A 16,173-nucleotide genomic window follows, 5' to 3' on the forward strand; every position below is an offset into this window, starting at 1 on the left:
GCAGTGGAGACTTCGATGACGTCGCCGGAGATCACGATCCGCAAGGCTGTGGCGAGCGAGGCAGAGCGTCTCGCCGACATCGCGCTGCTCGCCTGGGAGCGCGACCTGAAGCCCTTCCTCAGCGGGGAAGCGGCTAGCCGCCAGAACGAGAAGCGCCGGCTTGGCATTGCCGTCCACGAACTGCTGGACCGCACCATCGTCGCCGAGATCGACAGCTCTCCGGTGGCCTGGTGCGCGCGGGCGCGGAGCCGGCCCTACATCCCGTATCTGTTTGTCACCCCGTCGCTGCAGAACCAGGGCATCGGCTCGCTGCTGCTCAGGCGGATGGAATCGATCATCGAGCTCGAGGGCGCCGACCGGGTGCAGCTCGATACGCTGAGCGACAACGTGCGGGCCGTGAACTTCTACCAGCACCAGGGCTATCGCATCCTGGTGCTGAAGCGCGAGGGCGCCACCGGCAGCGACCCGCAAACCAGCGTGCGGCTGGAAAAGCGGCTCTCCCCGTACCGCGGTCCGCTGACCGACGACGAAGACTGAGAAATCAACGTGAGCATGACGGTGCGGCGCGCCCGGCCGGAGGAGGCCGTGATCCTTGGCGACATTGGCTTTGCCGCCTGGGAGGCCAGCGCCTTTGCCGAGGGCGACGCCGGCAGGGTCGATCGCGACCGGTTGCGCGAGGAGTTCCGTGGCTTCGGGGTCAGTCATGCACCGACCATCCTCGTTGCCGAAGCCGGCGGCCAGGCGCTCGGCTGGGGCGCACGCGAGGATAGCAACCAGCTGATCTCGGACCTCTGGGTTGCGCCTGAGGCGCAGGGGCGCGGTGTCGGCAGTCTGCTGCTGGAAGCGCTGGTCGCCGAGATCAGGGCCGCCCACTACCCATTGGCCGAGCTCGAGACGCTGGCCAGCAACGCGCGAGCGATCGGCTTCTACCAGCGGCACGGATTTGCTGTCGTCTGGCGCAGGGAGAAGTTTTCCGCCTCGCTCGGTTATGCCATAGACAAAGTTGGAATGAACAAGAGCCTTAGCCCATGACCCTCATCGATACCCGCACCCCCAACCCCAAGAGCTTCATCAAGGGAGCCACCGGGGACTGGGAGATCGTCATCGGCATGGAAGTGCATGCGCAGGTGACCTCGGAGAGCAAGCTGTTCTCCGGCTCCTCGACCGAATTCGGCTCGCCGCCGAACTCCAATGTGAGCTTCGTCGACGCGGCGATGCCCGGCATGCTGCCGGTGATCAACGACGAGTGCGTTCGCCAGGCGGTGCGGACCGGGCTGGGGCTCAAGGCCAAGATCAACAAGCGCTCGATCTTCGATCGGAAGAATTACTTCTATCCGGACCTGCCGCAGGGCTACCAGATCAGCCAGTTCAAGGATCCGATCGTCGGTGAGGGCTCGGTATTCCTCGACATGGGTGGCGAGGAGCACATCGAGATCGGCATCGAGCGGCTGCACCTCGAGCAGGATGCCGGCAAGTCGATCCACGACCAGCACCCGAACCTGAGCTTCGTCGACCTGAACCGCTCGGGCGTGGCGCTGATGGAGATCGTGTCGAAGCCCGACCTCCGGAACTCGGACGAGGCCAAGGCGTACCTCTCGAAGCTGCGCACTATCCTCCGCTATCTCGGCACCTGCGATGGCAACATGGAGCAGGGTTCGATGCGCGCCGACATCAACGTCTCCGTGCGCAAGCCCGGCGGCGAGTTCGGCACGCGCTGCGAGATCAAGAACGTCAATTCGATCCGCTTCGCCGGCCAGGCGATCGAGTTCGAGGCGCGTCGCCAGATCGACATCCTCGAGGATGGCGGCAAGATCGACCAGGAGACGCGGCTCTACGACCCCAAGACCGGCGAGACGCGCTCGATGCGGAGTAAGGAAGAGGCGCACGATTATCGCTACTTCCCCGATCCGGACCTCCTGCCGCTGGAATTCGACCAGGCTTTCATCGACGAGCTGGCCAAGCACCTGCCAGAGCTGCCGGACGACAAGGAAGCCCGCTTCATCAAGGAATACGGCGTGACGCCGTATGACGCGATGGTGCTGACGCTGGAGCGCGAGACGGCCGACTACTACGAAGCCGCGGTGAAGTTCGGCGGGACCAAGCGCGACGGCAAGGCGGTGGCCAACCTCGTTACCGGCGACATCGCAGCGTTCGCCAACAGCCAGGGGCTGTCGGCGTTCGAGACGCACATCAAGCCGAGCCAGATCGCCGGCATCGTCGACCTCGTGGCGGCCGGGACGATCTCGTCCAAGGGCGCCAAGGACCTGCTGCAGGTGATCATCGCCGAGGAGCCCGAAGGCGAGCCGGCCGAGATCGTCGAGCGGCGCGGCATGAAGCAGGTGACTGACCTGGGCGCCATCGAGGCGGTGATCGACGAGATCATCGCAGCCAACCCGGGCCAGGTGGCTGCCGTGCAGGCGAAGCCGACCATGCTCGGCTGGTTCGTCGGCCAGGCCATGAAGGCCTCGGGCGGCAAGGCCAACCCGCAGGCGCTGAACGAGATCCTGAAGAAGAAGCTGGGGCTCGAGTAGGAGGGGCCGATGGCCAAGGGCTACTGGGTCGTCAACATCGAGGTCAGCGACCCCGAGACGTACAAGCAGTACCAGGCCTCCGTCCGGCCCTTCCTGGCAGCCAATGACGGCCGCTTCGTCGTCCGCGGCGGCCAGGTGAGCGTCGTCGAGGGCCAGGTCGGCCCTCGCGTCGTAGTGGTCGAGTTTCCGAGCTACGACCACGCGTTCCGCGCATACCACTCGCCGGAATACCAGGAGGCAATGAAGACGCGGCTGAACTCCAGCACCGCCAACTTTGCCATCGTCGAGGGTTTTGACGGCTGACGCACGAATAGGCGCCGGTTTCGGAACCGTCCCCCGCTCCGCATCGTTGACGAGAAACCCCCGTCAAAGGAGCCTGCGATGTCCGTGCTCAACCGTGTCCTGTTCAATGTCCTCTGCAAGGACCTCGCCGACAGTACCAAGTTCTACAAGGAGCTGTTCGGACTCGAGACGATCTACGACAGCGACTGGTTCGTGGTGCTCACGCCGAAGGGTCAGGCGAATGTGCAGATCGGGTTGATCGACCAGATGAGCCAGTTCACCCCGCGCCACGCCTGGGGCATGCACGAGGGGACCTACCTGACCTTCGAGGTGGACGACGTGTTCGAGGTGCTGGACCGGGCGCGCGCCATGGGCGCCGAGGTGGTGTCCGAGGCGATCGCGCTCGACTACGGCCAGACGCGTGGGCTGATTCGCGATCTCAACGGCATGGTGATCGACGTGTCGACGCCAACCGCCCAGCTTGCCATGCGCGAGGACGTGATCATCGAGGATGGCGAACGCCGCACTGCCATCGATCAGCAGCAGCCGGAGGACCGCGGCTCGGCATCGCGGCCCGTCTGGTAGCTAGGTCGGCTTGCCCACCGTCATTGCGGCACGGAACGCCGGATCGGGATCGAGCCAGGTGGATTCGGGCATCGCACCGACGGCATCGAAATATCGGCTCATGAAGCAGCGGTAGGAGGCGCAGAAGGCTATGTCGGCGATCTCCCGGTCGGTGAAGCCGTGCTTGCGGAGCCTTTCGACATCCTCCTCGGTGATGAGGCTGGCGTCCCGCGCAACCTGCTCGGCGTAAGCCAGCATCGCAACGGTCTTGGCCGCGAGGCCGGCGCTGCGGAAATCGTGCTGGATGGCGAACACCTTCTCCTTCGAGCCCAGGTCGTTCACCAGCAGCTTGGCATAGACATGCGAGCAATAGGTCGACGGGATCTGCTTGGCTGCGATCAGGGTGATCAGCCGCCAGCTCACCAGGCCCAGCGAGAAGTTGTTGCGCGCGGCATGCAGCAGATGCTCGACCATCGGGGAGAGGTGCGGCAGCGCTGTCCAGCACTTGGTGCCTTCCATGACGAAGCCAAGCGCCTTGGCCTCATCCCGGTAGATCTCGGCGATCTCGCCGGTGGCATCCTTCTCGTCGATCGTTCCGATAAACACGTCTGGCCTCCTCAGATCATATGATGACTGAGGACACTAAGTCGCCAAGCTGAACCGGACTTGAACGGAAGTGTTCTATCACCGGTTAGGCACGAAGGAGATCAGGCCGGCGCTTTGCGCCAGCCTTTCACCAGGCGGCCATCGATGAATACGAGGCCGAGGAAGATCACGATGATGCCGAGGATATGCACCAGCTCGAAGCGCTCGTGCAGGACCAAGACGCCCAGCAGGATCGCCGAGATCGGGGTGATGAAGGTGTTGAGCGACAGGTTGGTGGCGCCGACGCGGGGCAGCAGCCAGTAGACGAGGAGGAAGCTGAAGCTGGTGGAGAACACCGAGATACCGAACAGCGCCGCCCAGGTCTCGGGCAGGGTGATCACGGGGATGCCGCTGAAGAACAGCGCGATGGGGATCGACACCAGCGCCGCGCCGGTCAGCGAGCTCGAGGCGACCGCATAAGGTTCGACCTTGGCGAAACGCCGGGCATAGTTGAGCGTCAGGGCATAGCAGAGCGTGGCAACGAACGCCGCGAGCAGGCCAATCACCTGCGCCGAGGCGCCGACGCCGAGCGAGGGCAGGGACAGGATGACCGCGCCGGCAAAGCCGATGGCAACGCCCACCACCTTGTTCCAGGTCGCCTTCTCGCCGCCCGGCCAGAGCTGCGAAACGATCACCGTGGTCATTGGGGTCATGCCGTTGATGACGCCGACGATGGAGCTGGCGACGGTCTGCTCGGCGAAGGGGAACAGCGCGAACGGGATGGCGTAGTTGAGAATGCCGAGAATGAGAAACTGCACATAGAGCTTGGGATCGGTGGGCAGCTTCTTGCGGGTGGCGAAGAAGACTACCCAGCAAATTGCGGCGCCGATGGTGACGCGCCCCGCTGCGACCCATAGCGGGCTGATCTCCCGGATCAGCACGGCGTTGAACAGGAACGAACAGCCCCAGACGGCGCCGAGCAGGATGATAAGCAGCCAGTATTGCAGTTTCATGGGGGTGATCCGTTCCGTTGGTCAGACGTCGACCTTGAAGCCGAGTTCTATGTCACTAGCAGCCTTGCCGCCCAGCCCCCAATTTTCGCGCGGCACGTCATGGACGATGACCTTGAGGTCGGACGGGGCGATGTCGAAGGCGGCCAGCTCTGCGACGAGACTGGCATAGAGCCGGCGCTTGGCATCCAGCGACCGCCCGGAAAACATGGCGATCTCGATGATCGTGTAGTGAGGGCCGCGTCCGGGCGGCGGGGCGAAGGCTTCGCCTGAGTATTCGAGGATGCGGATGTCGCGATCCTGCTGCGGGATGCGGATGCCCTCGACCAGCGCCCGCTGGATGGCGGCGATGAACTCGGCGTGGCGGCCGCCGAGCCAGCCGGCTCGGGTTTCGACGCGTGTGGACGGCATGGGCAATTCTCCAAGCCGCCATAGATGAACCCGCAAGAGGAGTCGCGTCGAACCGATTTTGACGATGGGACCCATCGATTCTGGTGATGGGCGGATGCCTCTGGCTCGCATCGCGAGGATATGTTAGTACTTACATATCTCTGCTTCGAGGAACGAAGATGACCTATCTCGGCGACATGGGGCTGCTCTCCCTTGGCAGCCAACTCAAGGCGATCAGCGACCAGCTCTATGCGATGGCGGACGAGATCTATGCGCGCCACGGCATTGAGCTGCAGGGCCGCTGGTTCCCGATCCTGCGGCTGCTGCACGATCGCGGCCCGCTGACTGTGGGCGAGATCGCTACGGCTGTCGGGCAGACGCATTCGGCGATCAGCCAGCTGACGACGCGGCTGGTACGCGATGGCTGGGTCAGTACGTCGAGCGATGCCGACGACAGGCGCACGCGGCGGCTGGCGCTGACCGCAAAGGCCGAGGCGACCCTGCAGGCAGCAAAGCCCTTGTGGCGGGCTATTCGCGAGGGCCTGGCAGAGCGCGTTCGCGGCGCCGGGCTCGATGCGGAGGCGCTGCTCGCCGGGCTCGAGCAGGTGGCGGCGCCGGGCTTGGCGGATATCATTGCGGCCAAGGTGCGCGCGCATCAGCAGGACGCCGTCCGGATCGTCCCGCTGCGACCGGAGTTGCGAGAGCACTTCTACCGGCTCAACGTCATCTGGCTCGAACGCTACTTCGTGCTGGAACCCTACGATATCGAGGTGATGTCGAACCCCGAGGCGATCGTCGAGCACGGTGGCGCCGTGCTGTTCGCGCTGCTCGGTGGCGCGGTCGTGGGGACCTGTGCGCTGAAGCAGCACGCGCCGGGGGAATACGAGCTCACCAAGATGGGCGTCGACCCATCGGCGCAGGGCGTCGGCATCGGCCGGCGGCTGATCGAGGCGGCGATCGCCGAGTTCGAGCGGCTGGGCGGGCGGGAGTTGTTCCTCGAGACCAATACCCGGCTCGAATCAGCGATCCATCTCTACGAACGCACCGGGTTTGAGCACCAGCCGGCGGTCCGCGCGGGCTCGCCCTATGACCGAGCCAATGTCTACATGATCTGGCGCGGCCACTCGGCGACGAAGGCGGCCTAAGGGGCCGACGGAGCGAGGCGGGCGATGATGCGGTCGACCGCATCGGGGGGAGGCTCGTGCGACGTGTCGACGACCAGGGTCCCCGACGGGAATGGCTCGAATGTGATGGCCTCTACCTCGGCCCAGGTCGGCAGCGCGTGGCCCGCGATCTCGGCGGCGCGGGTTTCGACGCGCCGGCGGTGTTCGACCGGGTCGGAGCAATGGACGCCAACCAGTAGAGTGCGGACCGCGAGCCGTCCGCCGAGCTCGTGCCACGCGTCTCGGCTGATGGCGGCGGCGTTGACCGCGTCTGCAACCACGGCGGTACCGGCGCGCAGCGTATCTTCGGCTATTGCGAAAGCGACCGCGTAGCCCTCGACGCCGACGGGTGAGGCCGCCCCGGCCCGGATCAGCGCCTGTTCGATGCTGTCGATGCGCAGATAGGCCGCGCGAAGGCGGGCCGCGACCAGTTTGGCGATCGTCGACTTGCCGCTGCCGGGGAGGCCGCTGAGCGCGATCAGCATGGCTCAGCCCGGCCGGTAGAGGGCTTCGCCGCGCGCCAGCATGGCGAGTGCTTCGGGATAGGCACGGTGCTCTTCGACGAGGATGCGGGCACCCAGCGTCTCCTCGGTGTCGCCGGGCAGGATCGGCACGCGGCGCTGCAGGATGGCCGGGCCCTCGTCCATGCCGGGGGTAACGAAATGCACGGTGCAGCCGCTCTCGCTGTCGCCGGCATCGAGCGCCTGCTGCTGGGGGTGGAGGCCCTTGTGCAGCGGCAGGAGCGAGGGATGGACGTTGATCATCCGGCCTTCCCACTTGGCGGTGAACTCGGGCGTGAAGATACGCATGAAGCCCGCGAGCGCGATGATGTCGGGGCGCCAGAGCTTCAGCACGTCGCTCAGCGCCAGCTCGAACCCGGTGCGGCTGGGATAGTCCTTGTGCCAGCGCCAGGCGGTGGCGATGCCGTGGCTGGCGGCGGACTGCAGGCCTGCTGCATCGGGCTTGTTGGCGAACACGCCGACGATCTGCGCCGGGTAGTCCGGCGCCTTGGCGGCCTCGATCAGCGCGGACATGTTGGAACCGCGGCCGGAGATGAGGATGGCGACGCGCTTCTTGGGTTCAGTCACGAGGCATGGCCTTTGCTGGGGGATCGTAGAGGGCGAGTTCGTCCGGCGTCGACACTTCGAACGCCGCCGCGGCATCTTCTAGCATGGCGCGGCCGATCGGCGGCGATTCCCTGCCGCGCTGGGTGACGCGGCCGAGCAACACGTCGATTGGGGCATCCATATGGATGAGTTCCACCGCGGCACCGAGGGCACGCGCACCCTCGCGCAGGGCATCGCGTTCGGAACGGGCCCAAGTGCCCCACTCGATAACGGCGGTGCCGCCAAGGGCGAGCAGACTCTGTGCCGCCTGCCACTGCAGCGTCTCGATGCCGGCACGCTTCTGCTCATCCCACAGGTTGATGCCGAGGGCATCCATCCAGTCGTCGGGCGAATAGCGGACGCCGTGATGTCGCTCGGCCAGCTCGGTCGCAAGCGTAGTCTTGCCCGATCCGGGCAGGCCGCAGATGATGATGAGGCGACCGCGCGGACCGGCCATTTCTAGAGGGCCAGTGCGCCTTCGAATGTCACGGGTTCGCCAGTGCGGGGGCGGAGTTCACCGACGATTGCGGCGGTTTCGCCAGCTGCAGCAAGATGTTCGACGAGTTTACTCGCGTCATCCTTCGAGACGGCGCAGAGCATGCCGACGCCGCAGTTGAAAGTGCGGAGCATCTCGCGCTCGTTCATGCCGCCGACCCGGGCCAGCCAGCCGAACACCTTGGGTACGGTGATCCGGTTCAGCTCGATATGGGCCGACAGGCTGTCGGGCAGGACGCGCGGGATGTTGTCGATGAAGCCGCCGCCAGTGATGTGGGCGAGGGCCTTGATGCCGATGCCGGCCTTCAGCGCCGAGAGCAGCGGCTTGACGTAGATGCGGGTCGGGACCAGCAGCGCGTCGCTGAGGGACTTGCCGGGCTCGAACGGGGCCGGCAGGTACCAGTCGATGCCTGAGACTTCGACGATCTTCCTAACCAGCGAATAGCCGTTGGAATGGACGCCCGAGGACGCGATGGCGACGAGCACGTCGCCGGCCTCGACATCTTCACGTGGCAGCAGTGTGCCGCGCTCGGCGGCGCCGACGGCGAAGCCGGCGAGGTCGTAGTCCTTGCCATGGTACATGCCCGGCATTTCGGCGGTTTCGCCGCCGATCAGCGCGCATCCGGCAATGCGGCAGCCCTCGGCGATGCCTTCGACGATCGCGGCGCCGGTGGCGACGTCGAGCTTACCGGTGGCGAAATAGTCGAGGAAGAACAAGGGCTCGGCGCCCTGCACGATAATGTCGTTGACGCACATCGCGACGAGGTCGATGCCGATGGTGCCGTTATTGCCGGTCTCGATGGCAATCTTCAGCTTGGTGCCCACGCCGTCATTGGCGGCGACGAGGATCGGGTCGACGAAGCCGGCGGCCTTAAGATCGAACAGGCCGCCGAAGCCGCCGATTTCCGCGTCGGCGCCGGAGCGGCGGGTGGACCGGACGGCGGGCTTGATGGCCTCGACAAGCGCGTTGCCCGCGTCTATGTCGACGCCGGCCTGCTTGTACGAGAGCCCGTTTGATGGCACGTTTTGCGCGTCGGACATGGGCTGTTCGCCAGATTTTCAGGGGTTGCGGAATTGCCGAGCGCTGATAACCGCTCCACCTCGGTGAAGCAAGAGACGCCCGGGACGTTGAGCCTAAGATATCAGGTCGTGATCTGGGCGGGGCTGTTTCTTGCGGCCATCCTGCTGCTCTGGGTCTTCCGGTCGATCCTCCTGCCGTTCGTCGTGGGACTGACGCTCGCCTACCTGCTCAATCCGGTGGTTAACTGGTTGCAGAAGCTGGGGATTGGCCGTTCGTGGGGCTCCATGCTGGTACTGCTGCTGGTGCTGATCCTGCTGCTCGGGCTGCTGCTGGCCCTGGTGCCGCTGGTCGCGGTGCAGGTCGGTGGTCTCATCGCCGGCTTGCCTGGATATGTTGCCGATTTGCAGGACCTGCTGCGGCAATACATGCCGCAGTTCACCGAATGGCTCGGTCCGGAGCGTACGGCGCAACTCGAAAACAGCCTCACCGACCTCATCGGCCGTGGCGTCGAGTTCGCTGGAATCATCACCGCGACGCTGGCGCAGAGCGGGCTGACGGTGATCAACACCATCGCCGTGCTGTTCATCACCCCGGTTGTCGCGTTCTACCTGCTGGTCGACTGGGAGGGCATGGTCAAGAAGGTCGATGACCTGCTGCCGCGCCGTTATCGCGGTGAAATCCGTGGCGTGATCGCCGATATCGACAAGGCGATGGCCGGCGTGATCCGCGGGCAGGGCTCGGTGATCCTCGTGCTCTGCGTGTACTACGCCACGTCGCTGACGCTCGCGGGGCTGAACTACGGGCTGGCCATCGGGCTGATCGGCGGCATCCTGAGCTTCGTGCCCTATGTGGGGTTCTTCGTCGGCTTCGCCCTGTCGATGACGGTGGCCCTGGTGCAGTTCTGGCCCGATCGCTGGGTGTTCGTGCTGATCGTGCTGCTGATCTACATCGTCGGGCAGTTCCTCGAGGGCAACATCCTCTACCCCAAGCTGGTCGGGCAGAGCATCAACATCAACCCGGTCTGGCTGATGTTCGCGCTGTTCGCCTTTGCCCTGCTGTTCGGCTTTGTCGGCCTGCTGCTGGCGGTGCCGCTTGCGGCCATCTCGGGGGTGCTGACGCGGTTCGCGCTGACCAAGTATCAGCAATCGAGCCTCTATCTCGGACCCGACGACCTTCCCGCAGAAGCGCAGGCGGTGGTGGCGAAACCGGCACGGAAGCCGCGCGTTGCGGCGGAGAAATGATCATCGCTGATTCCGCTCAACCGGGGCGCGGCCAGCTGGCGCTGGATCTGGGGCACGAGGCATCGCATGCAGAGGCCGACTTCATCGTCGGCGAGGGCAACCGGCTGGCGCATGCGCATATCCTGGCATTTCCACGTTGGCCCGGACCACTGACGTTGATCGAGGGCGCGGCGAGCTCCGGGAAATCGCATCTGGCACGGATTTGGGCGGAGCGGGCAGGGGCCGAGCACGCCACGCCGCCAACCGCCGAGGCGTTGTCGCGCGATGGCGGCACGCAGCCACTGGTGGTCGAGGATGCCGATCGGGCGGGCTATGACGAGGCGGCGCTGTTCCACCTTCTCAACCAATCGATGCGCGATCGGCGGCCGGTGCTGCTGACGGCGCGGGAGTCGGTTGCAAACTGGCCGTTCGCGACCGATGATTTGAAATCGCGGGCCAGACTCGCGGCGCATTTCACTGTGTCACTGAGCGACGATATCCAATTGTCACAGATGTTCGTGAAGCTGTTCGATGACCGCCAGGTGACCGTTGAGCCCAAGATCATTGCTTACCTGGTGGCTCGCATGGAACGATCGTCCGAAGAGGCGGTTGCGCTTGCGGGGATGATGGATCGCATGGCGCTGGAGCGCGGTACCGCCATCAATCGTGCCATTGCCAGCGAAGCGCTCAGGCACCGCAGCGCGCTGCGCGACGATACTCAACTGGCCCTAGACCTCGGAGCCGACGACGATGAATGAAATGAGCGAAATCGCCGAAGAGCAGGTTGGCGAGGCTCCGGACGTCAGCGAGCTGCGCCAGAGCCCGGCGCGCTTCGTCAACCGCGAGGTCAGCTGGCTGCAGTTCAACATGCGGGTGCTGGAGGAGGCGGGCAACATCAACCATCCGCTGCTCGAGCGGCTGCGGTTCGTGTCGATCTCGGCCAACAACCTCGACGAGTTCTTCATGGTGCGCGTCGCCGGGCTGAAGGGCCAGCTGCGCGCCGGGCTGACCAAGCAGAGCGCGGACGGGCTGAGCCCCGCCGAGCAGCTCGAAGAGATCGCGACGCTGGCCCAGCACCTGCATCTCGAGCAGCAGGACCATTGGCAGCAGCTGCGCGAAGAGCTGTTCGCCAAGGACGTGGTGATCCATGAGGCCGACGATCTGACGCCGGAGCAGGTGAAGTACCTGCAAAAGCTGTTCCGCGAAGAGATCTTTCCGGTGCTGACCCCGATCGCGGTCGATCCGGCGCACCCGTTCCCGTTCATCCCCAATCTGGGCTTCACGCTGGCTTTCGAGATGGTGCGCGAGGGAACGGCCCAGACGCTGACCGCGCTGGTGCGCGTGCCGTCCAATCTCGACCGCTTCGTGACGCTGCCGAACGAGCTGGCGGCGCCGAACCGGGTCGAGGTGGTGACCATCGACACCCTGATCAACCGGTTCATCGACAAGATGTTTCCGGGCTACACCGTGTCGGGTTCGGGCGCCTTCCGCATCATCCGCGACAGCGAAATCGAAATCGACGACGAAGCGGCCGACCTGGTGGTGGAGTTCGAATCCGCGCTGCGGCAGCGCCGCCGCGGCATGGTGATCCGCCTCGAGATCGAAAAGAAGATGCCGCGGGCGCTGCGCCGCCACATCTCCGAGCGGCTTGGCGTCGGGCCGACCGACACCTTCGAGGTCGAAGGCTTTCTGGGGCTCGCCGACGCATCGAAGATCTGCGACATCGACCGGGCGGACCTGCGGTTCCCGCCCTACCAGCCGCGTTTCCCGGAGCGCGTCCGCGATTTCAATGGCGACATCTTCGCCGCCATCCGGGCCAAGGACCTGTTGGTCCACCATCCGTTCGAGAGCTTCGACGTGGTGGCGCAGTTCCTGATGCAGGCAGCGCGCGATCCGGACGTGGTGGCGATCAAGCAGACGCTCTATCGCACGTCGCGCGACAGCCCGATCGTCAAGGCGCTGGTGCAGGCCGCCGAAGCGGGCAAGACCGTGACGGCGCTGGTGGAACTGAAGGCGCGCTTCGATGAGGAGGCCAACATCCGCTGGGCCCGGGACCTTGAGCGCGCCGGCGCACAGGTGGTGTTCGGCTTCATCGAGCTGAAGACACACGCCAAGATGAGCCAGGTGGTGCGGCGCGAGGGTGGGAAACTGGTGAGCTATTGCCACCTCGGGACCGGCAATTACCATCCGATCACCGCCAAGATCTACACCGACCTCAGTTACTTCACGACCGAGCCGTCGATCACCCGCGACGTGGCACGGGTGTTCAACTTCATCACGGGTTATGCACGGCCCGCGGAGATGGAGGCGATTGCGTTTTCGCCAGTGACGCTGCGGCAGACGCTGCTCGATCACATCGCCCGCGAGATCGAGTTCGCCGAACGGAACGAGCCGGCCAATATCTGGCTGAAGATGAATGCCCTGGTCGACCCGGAGATCATTGACGCCCTCTACGACGCCAGCCGCAAGGGCGTGAAGATCGAGCTGATCGTGCGCGGCATCTGCTGCCTGAGGCCAGGTATCCCGGGCTTCTCGGATAATATCCGGGTGAAGTCGCTGGTCGGGCGCTTCCTCGAGCACAGCCGCATCTTCTGCTTCGGGCAAGGGGCGCTGCTGCCTTCGCGCAAGGCCAAGGTCTACATGAGCTCGGCTGACATCATGCTGCGCAACCTCGATTGGCGCGTCGAGGTGATGGTGCCGATTCTCAACACCACGGTGCACGAGCAGATTCTCGATCGCACCATGGTTGCGTATTTGAAGGACAACCAGCAGAGCTGGGAGGTGCTTCCCGACGGCAGTTCCGATAGGATAAAGCCCAGGGAGGGCGAGGAGCCCTACAATGCGCACGACTACTTCATGACGCACGCGAGCCTCTCCGGACGCGGCACGGCTCTGAAGCGCGACAACGAAGAGAGAAGCCAGTGAACCAATACTGGGGCGTCGACGCCGACCCCACCGCGCAGGGCCGCCTCAAGGGCGCACGTCCTGTTGCCGTGCTCGATATCGGGTCCAACTCGGTTCGTCTCGTGGTCTACGAACGGCATGCCCGCTCGCTGACCCCGCTCTACAACGAGAAGACTGCCTGTGCGCTCGGCCGTGGCTTGGCGCAAACCGGCAAGATTGCCTACGAGAACATCGACCGGGCGCTGACGGCGATCCAGCGCTTTGCGCTGGTGTCGCGGCTGATGCGGGTGGGCACGACGCATATTCTCGCGACGTCCGCTGTGCGCGAGGCCTCCAATTCCAAGGCCTTCGTCGACGCGGTCGAGGAGATCATGGGCGCCAAGGTGATGGTACTGTCCGGCGCCGAGGAGGCGCATTTCGCGGCGCTGGGCGCGATCTCGGGCATGCCCGGATTCGTCGGCGTGGTCGGCGATCTCGGCGGCGGCAGCCTCGAGCTGTCCTCGATCGCCGACGGGACCGATTCGACCGGCGAGACCCATGAGCTCGGCGTCATCCGGCTGCAGGACGATTCGGAGAACTCGCCGGCAAAGGCGCAGGCCGTGGCCAAGCGCCGGCTGAAGAAATCGGCGCTGTTGACGGCGAGGGGCGGCAGTTTCTGCGCCATCGGCGGTACCTGGCGGTCGCTCGCCAAGGTGCATCAGGTGCTGCGCGACTATCCGCTCCACATGGTGCAGCACTACGAGGTCGCGGCGGCAGACATGCTCGAGCTGTGCGAGCAGATCGTTGCGGCGACGGCGGCGGGCAAGCCCTACACGGGCTCCGAGCATGTCAGCTCCAGCCGGCGCGAGCTGGTGCCATACGGCGCCGCGGTGATGATCGAGGTGCTGAAGGCCGGCAAGTTCGACACCGTGGTGTTCTCGGCGCTGGGCGTCCGCGAGGGCTATCTCTACGGCCTGCTCGGCGACGCCGAGCGATCGGTGGACCCGCTTATGCAGACCGCCGAGCAGATGAGCGTGCTGCGTTCGCGCTCGCCGGCGCATGCCGAGGATCTGATCGAGTTCACCGCGGAGTTTCTGACCACGGTGGGGATCACCGAGACCGAGGAAGAGCTGCGGCTACGCAAGGTTGCCTGCTACCTTGCCGATATCGGCTGGCGCGGGCATCCGGACTATCGCGGTGAGCAGGCGGTCGACATGGTCGCCTACGGCTCGGCTACCGGCGTCGACCACCCGGGCCGGGCGTTCCTCGCCGAGGTGCTGGCGGTGCGCTACATGGGCCTGAAGCAGAAATCGATGAGCCAGAGCCTGCTGGCGCTTTCCGGAGCGGGGATGAGCGCCCGGGCGCGGCTGCTGGGCGCGGCGTTCCGCGTCGCCTACCCGATGTCGGCGGCGATGCCGGGCGTGCTGCCGCGTGTCAGCTTCTCGGTCGACAAGGGCATCCTGAGACTGCACCTGCCGACGGATCTGGCGTTCCTCGACGGCGAGCACCTGCGCGGCCGGCTGGATCAGCTGGCGGGCGTGGTGGGCATCAAGTTGACGGATGTGGTGGCGGGGTAGGGCCTGAGCCCTACTCCTCGTCGTCCAGGATCTCGATCTCGATCACGCCCTGCTTGCTCGCGGCGAGCCCGAGTTTTCCGTGCTTGATGGCCAGCGCCTTGTCGCCGAACAGCTTGCGGCGCCAGCCTTTGAGCGCCGCCACATCTGCGTCGTCGTCGAGCACCAGGGCGTCGATGTCGTCCGAGGTGGCGATGATGCGGGAGGCGACACCGTTGTCTTCGGCGACGGACTTCAGCAGCACGCGCAGCAGGTCGCCGACGGCGCCCTTGGGCGAGGGGCCGCGGTAGCGGTCCGGCAGCTTGGGAAGGTCGGTCTTGTTGAGGGCCTCGACGTCCTTGAGGATCGAGACGATCTCGCCGGCGGCGGACGAGCGGCCGTAGCCGCGCTGGACGGCGCGCAGCTTGTCGAAGCTCTCGGGGTTGAGCGGGCGCTGCATGGCCAGTTCGATCAGCGCGTCATCCTTGAGGATGCGGCTGCGCGGCTGGTCGGTGTCCTGGGCGCGCTGCTCGCGCCAGGCAGCGAGCGCCTTGAGGGCCGCGACGTCGCGCGGCTTGGTGAGGCGCGCCTTGAGCCGCTCCCAGGCGTGCTCGGGCTGCACCACGTAGGTGTGGATGGATTCGAGCACCGCGAGCTCGTCCTCAACCCAGTCCCAGCGGCCGGTGTCGTCGACCTGCTTGACCAGCGCGGCGTAGACATCGCGGAGGTGGGTCACGTCGGCGAGGGCGTAGGTTTTCTGCTTCTCGGTGAGCGGCCGGGCCGACCAATCGGTGAAGCGCGAGGACTTGTCGAGTTCGACCTTGGTTATCGAGCGGACGAGATTGTCATAGCTGACGCTGTCGCCGAAACCGCAGACCGAGGCCGCGACCTGGGTGTCGAAAATGTTGACCGGAACCTTGCCGGTCAGCTTGACGAAGATTTCGATATCCTGGCGCGCCGCATGGAAGACCTTGCGGACCTTGTCGTTGGCGAGGAGCTTGAAGAACGGCGACAAATCGAGGCCGGGGGCGAGCGGGTCGATCAGGACCGCTTCGTCGAGAGTTGCCGCCTGCAAGAGGCAAAGCTTCGGCCAGTAGGTTGTTTCGCGCAGGAACTCGGTATCGACCGTCACGAAATCATAACCGGCGGCGCGCTTTGAAAAGGCAGCGAGCACGTCGGTCGAAGTAATGAGCTCCATCAAGACTCTTTCAAGGGCAGCAAGACTAGAGCCCTTGCATAACAGGCGAATCCAGCACCTGCCAGCGTCGAATCACAGCTTGGTTGCCAGCGGTGGCCCTCAACTTGACAATTGCGCCCTCGCGTGCGCTTGTCCGGCCCCGAAATCCGCCTGCCTCAGAGACAAGAGATGA

The 16,173-nt window shown here is 65.3% G+C and carries 18 protein-coding genes; 10 read left to right on the forward strand and 8 right to left on the reverse strand.

The genetic code is table 11. The features are described 5' to 3' along the window. The first annotated feature begins 15 nt into the window (after positions 1–15). The 5 genes from AC1DWU_RS06490 (at position 16) to AC1DWU_RS06510 (ending at position 3,398) form a co-directional block, all read left to right on the forward strand. Entirely contained in the window at positions 16–537 is a 522-nt protein-coding gene (locus AC1DWU_RS06490) for an N-acetyltransferase family protein (protein ID WP_477149167.1), read from the forward strand. A 15-nt stretch (positions 538–552) separates the two neighbouring features. Continuing rightward, positions 553–1,032: an N-acetyltransferase family protein gene (locus AC1DWU_RS06495; RefSeq protein ID WP_477149409.1), complete on the forward strand. Its 480-nt coding sequence runs from the start codon at positions 553–555 to the stop codon at positions 1,030–1,032. Beyond that, on the forward strand, positions 1,029–2,531 hold the full coding sequence (gatB, locus tag AC1DWU_RS06500) for an Asp-tRNA(Asn)/Glu-tRNA(Gln) amidotransferase subunit GatB (RefSeq protein ID WP_477149168.1): 1,503 nt from the start codon (positions 1,029–1,031) through the stop codon (positions 2,529–2,531). The genes AC1DWU_RS06495 and gatB overlap by 4 nt, the downstream gene beginning before the upstream one ends. 9 nt (positions 2,532–2,540) lie before the next feature. After that, positions 2,541–2,834 carry a DUF1330 domain-containing protein gene (locus tag AC1DWU_RS06505; protein WP_477149169.1) on the forward strand — a complete coding sequence of 98 codons (294 nt, stop codon included), beginning with the start codon at positions 2,541–2,543 and terminating at the stop codon, positions 2,832–2,834. A 78-nt stretch (positions 2,835–2,912) separates the two neighbouring features. After that, the gene (locus AC1DWU_RS06510; RefSeq protein ID WP_477149170.1) at positions 2,913–3,398 is read left to right on the forward strand and encodes a VOC family protein; all 486 of its coding nucleotides are present in this window, start codon (positions 2,913–2,915) and stop codon (positions 3,396–3,398) included. Here the strand turns inward: AC1DWU_RS06510 and AC1DWU_RS06515 are convergent, their stop codons facing one another. From AC1DWU_RS06515 to AC1DWU_RS06525, 3 genes are all read right to left on the reverse strand, one after another. Beyond that, on the reverse strand, positions 3,399–3,983 hold the full coding sequence (locus AC1DWU_RS06515) for a carboxymuconolactone decarboxylase family protein (RefSeq protein ID WP_477149171.1): 585 nt from the start codon (positions 3,981–3,983) through the stop codon (positions 3,399–3,401). Positions 3,984–4,084: 101 nt separating this feature from the next. Then, a complete protein-coding gene (locus tag AC1DWU_RS06520; RefSeq protein ID WP_477149172.1) occupies positions 4,085–4,975 on the reverse strand; it encodes a DMT family transporter in 891 nt (296 codons plus the stop codon). 21 nt (positions 4,976–4,996) lie between these two features. Continuing rightward, complete coding sequence (locus AC1DWU_RS06525) at positions 4,997–5,383, reverse strand: tautomerase family protein (RefSeq protein WP_477149173.1); 387 nt, start codon at positions 5,381–5,383, stop codon at positions 4,997–4,999. A gap of 158 nt (positions 5,384–5,541) precedes the next feature. Here AC1DWU_RS06525 and AC1DWU_RS06530 point away from each other — a divergent pair, with 158 nt between their 5' ends. Beyond that, complete coding sequence (locus AC1DWU_RS06530) at positions 5,542–6,507, forward strand: bifunctional helix-turn-helix transcriptional regulator/GNAT family N-acetyltransferase (protein WP_477149174.1); 966 nt, start codon at positions 5,542–5,544, stop codon at positions 6,505–6,507. On the opposite strand, the gene AC1DWU_RS06535 is transcribed toward AC1DWU_RS06530, so the two are convergent. From AC1DWU_RS06535 to purM, 4 genes are read right to left on the reverse strand one after another with little or no spacing between them, the layout of a single operon-like run. Then, positions 6,504–7,010 (reverse strand): P-loop nucleotide/nucleoside kinase family protein, encoded by a 507-nt coding sequence (locus AC1DWU_RS06535; protein WP_477149175.1) that lies wholly within the window; start codon positions 7,008–7,010, stop codon positions 6,504–6,506. The two genes, AC1DWU_RS06530 and AC1DWU_RS06535, sit on opposite strands and share 4 nt — an antisense overlap. A 3-nt stretch (positions 7,011–7,013) precedes the next feature. Then, positions 7,014–7,613, reverse strand: a complete 600-nt coding sequence (purN, locus tag AC1DWU_RS06540) for a phosphoribosylglycinamide formyltransferase (protein ID WP_477149176.1) — start codon at positions 7,611–7,613, stop codon at positions 7,014–7,016. Further along, positions 7,606–8,088 carry a P-loop nucleotide/nucleoside kinase family protein gene (locus AC1DWU_RS06545; protein WP_477149177.1) on the reverse strand — a complete coding sequence of 161 codons (483 nt, stop codon included), beginning with the start codon at positions 8,086–8,088 and terminating at the stop codon, positions 7,606–7,608. The genes purN and AC1DWU_RS06545 overlap by 8 nt, the downstream gene beginning before the upstream one ends. Before the next feature lie 2 nt (positions 8,089–8,090). Further along, positions 8,091–9,167 carry a phosphoribosylformylglycinamidine cyclo-ligase gene (gene purM / locus AC1DWU_RS06550; protein ID WP_477149178.1) on the reverse strand — a complete coding sequence of 359 codons (1,077 nt, stop codon included), beginning with the start codon at positions 9,165–9,167 and terminating at the stop codon, positions 8,091–8,093. A 33-nt stretch (positions 9,168–9,200) separates the two neighbouring features. On the opposite strand from purM, the gene AC1DWU_RS06555 reads away from it, so the two are divergent. From AC1DWU_RS06555 to AC1DWU_RS06570, 4 genes are read left to right on the forward strand one after another with little or no spacing between them, the layout of a single operon-like run. Next, a complete protein-coding gene (locus AC1DWU_RS06555) occupies positions 9,201–10,388 on the forward strand; it encodes an AI-2E family transporter (RefSeq protein WP_477149179.1) in 1,188 nt (395 codons plus the stop codon). Next, positions 10,385–11,125, forward strand: a complete 741-nt coding sequence (locus tag AC1DWU_RS06560) for a P-loop NTPase family protein (RefSeq protein WP_477149180.1) — start codon at positions 10,385–10,387, stop codon at positions 11,123–11,125. Before AC1DWU_RS06555 ends, AC1DWU_RS06560 begins: the two co-directional genes overlap by 4 nt. A gap of 1 nt (position 11,126) precedes the next feature. Next, complete coding sequence (locus tag AC1DWU_RS06565) at positions 11,127–13,292, forward strand: RNA degradosome polyphosphate kinase (RefSeq protein ID WP_477149181.1); 2,166 nt, start codon at positions 11,127–11,129, stop codon at positions 13,290–13,292. Then, positions 13,289–14,827 carry a Ppx/GppA phosphatase family protein gene (locus AC1DWU_RS06570; protein WP_477149182.1) on the forward strand — a complete coding sequence of 513 codons (1,539 nt, stop codon included), beginning with the start codon at positions 13,289–13,291 and terminating at the stop codon, positions 14,825–14,827. The genes AC1DWU_RS06565 and AC1DWU_RS06570 overlap by 4 nt, the downstream gene beginning before the upstream one ends. Before the next feature lie 10 nt (positions 14,828–14,837). On the opposite strand, the gene rnd is transcribed toward AC1DWU_RS06570, so the two are convergent. Further along, positions 14,838–16,001, reverse strand: a complete 1,164-nt coding sequence (rnd, locus tag AC1DWU_RS06575; RefSeq protein WP_477149183.1) for a ribonuclease D — start codon at positions 15,999–16,001, stop codon at positions 14,838–14,840. Positions 16,002–16,173 lie beyond the last annotated feature (172 nt).

It is taken from the genome of Devosia sp. P2_G7, from assembly GCF_056403495.1.

Coding starts and splice junctions, on each gene's coding strand:
- AC1DWU_RS06490 (WP_477149167.1), top strand. CDS start 16: ATGACGTCGCCGGAGATCACGATCCGCAAGGCTGTGGCGAGCGAGGCA.
- AC1DWU_RS06495 (WP_477149409.1), top strand. CDS start 553: ATGACGGTGCGGCGCGCCCGGCCGGAGGAGGCCGTGATCCTTGGCGAC.
- gatB (WP_477149168.1), top strand. CDS start 1,029: ATGACCCTCATCGATACCCGCACCCCCAACCCCAAGAGCTTCATCAAG.
- AC1DWU_RS06505 (WP_477149169.1), top strand. CDS start 2,541: ATGGCCAAGGGCTACTGGGTCGTCAACATCGAGGTCAGCGACCCCGAG.
- AC1DWU_RS06510 (WP_477149170.1), top strand. CDS start 2,913: ATGTCCGTGCTCAACCGTGTCCTGTTCAATGTCCTCTGCAAGGACCTC.
- AC1DWU_RS06520 (WP_477149172.1), bottom strand. CDS start 4,975: ATGAAACTGCAATACTGGCTGCTTATCATCCTGCTCGGCGCCGTCTGG.
- AC1DWU_RS06525 (WP_477149173.1), bottom strand. CDS start 5,383: ATGCCGTCCACACGCGTCGAAACCCGAGCCGGCTGGCTCGGCGGCCGC.
- AC1DWU_RS06530 (WP_477149174.1), top strand. CDS start 5,542: ATGACCTATCTCGGCGACATGGGGCTGCTCTCCCTTGGCAGCCAACTC.
- AC1DWU_RS06535 (WP_477149175.1), bottom strand. CDS start 7,010: ATGCTGATCGCGCTCAGCGGCCTCCCCGGCAGCGGCAAGTCGACGATC.
- AC1DWU_RS06545 (WP_477149177.1), bottom strand. CDS start 8,088: ATGGCCGGTCCGCGCGGTCGCCTCATCATCATCTGCGGCCTGCCCGGA.
- purM (WP_477149178.1), bottom strand. CDS start 9,167: ATGTCCGACGCGCAAAACGTGCCATCAAACGGGCTCTCGTACAAGCAG.
- AC1DWU_RS06560 (WP_477149180.1), top strand. CDS start 10,385: ATGATCATCGCTGATTCCGCTCAACCGGGGCGCGGCCAGCTGGCGCTG.
- AC1DWU_RS06565 (WP_477149181.1), top strand. CDS start 11,127: ATGAGCGAAATCGCCGAAGAGCAGGTTGGCGAGGCTCCGGACGTCAGC.
- rnd (WP_477149183.1), bottom strand. CDS start 16,001: ATGGAGCTCATTACTTCGACCGACGTGCTCGCTGCCTTTTCAAAGCGC.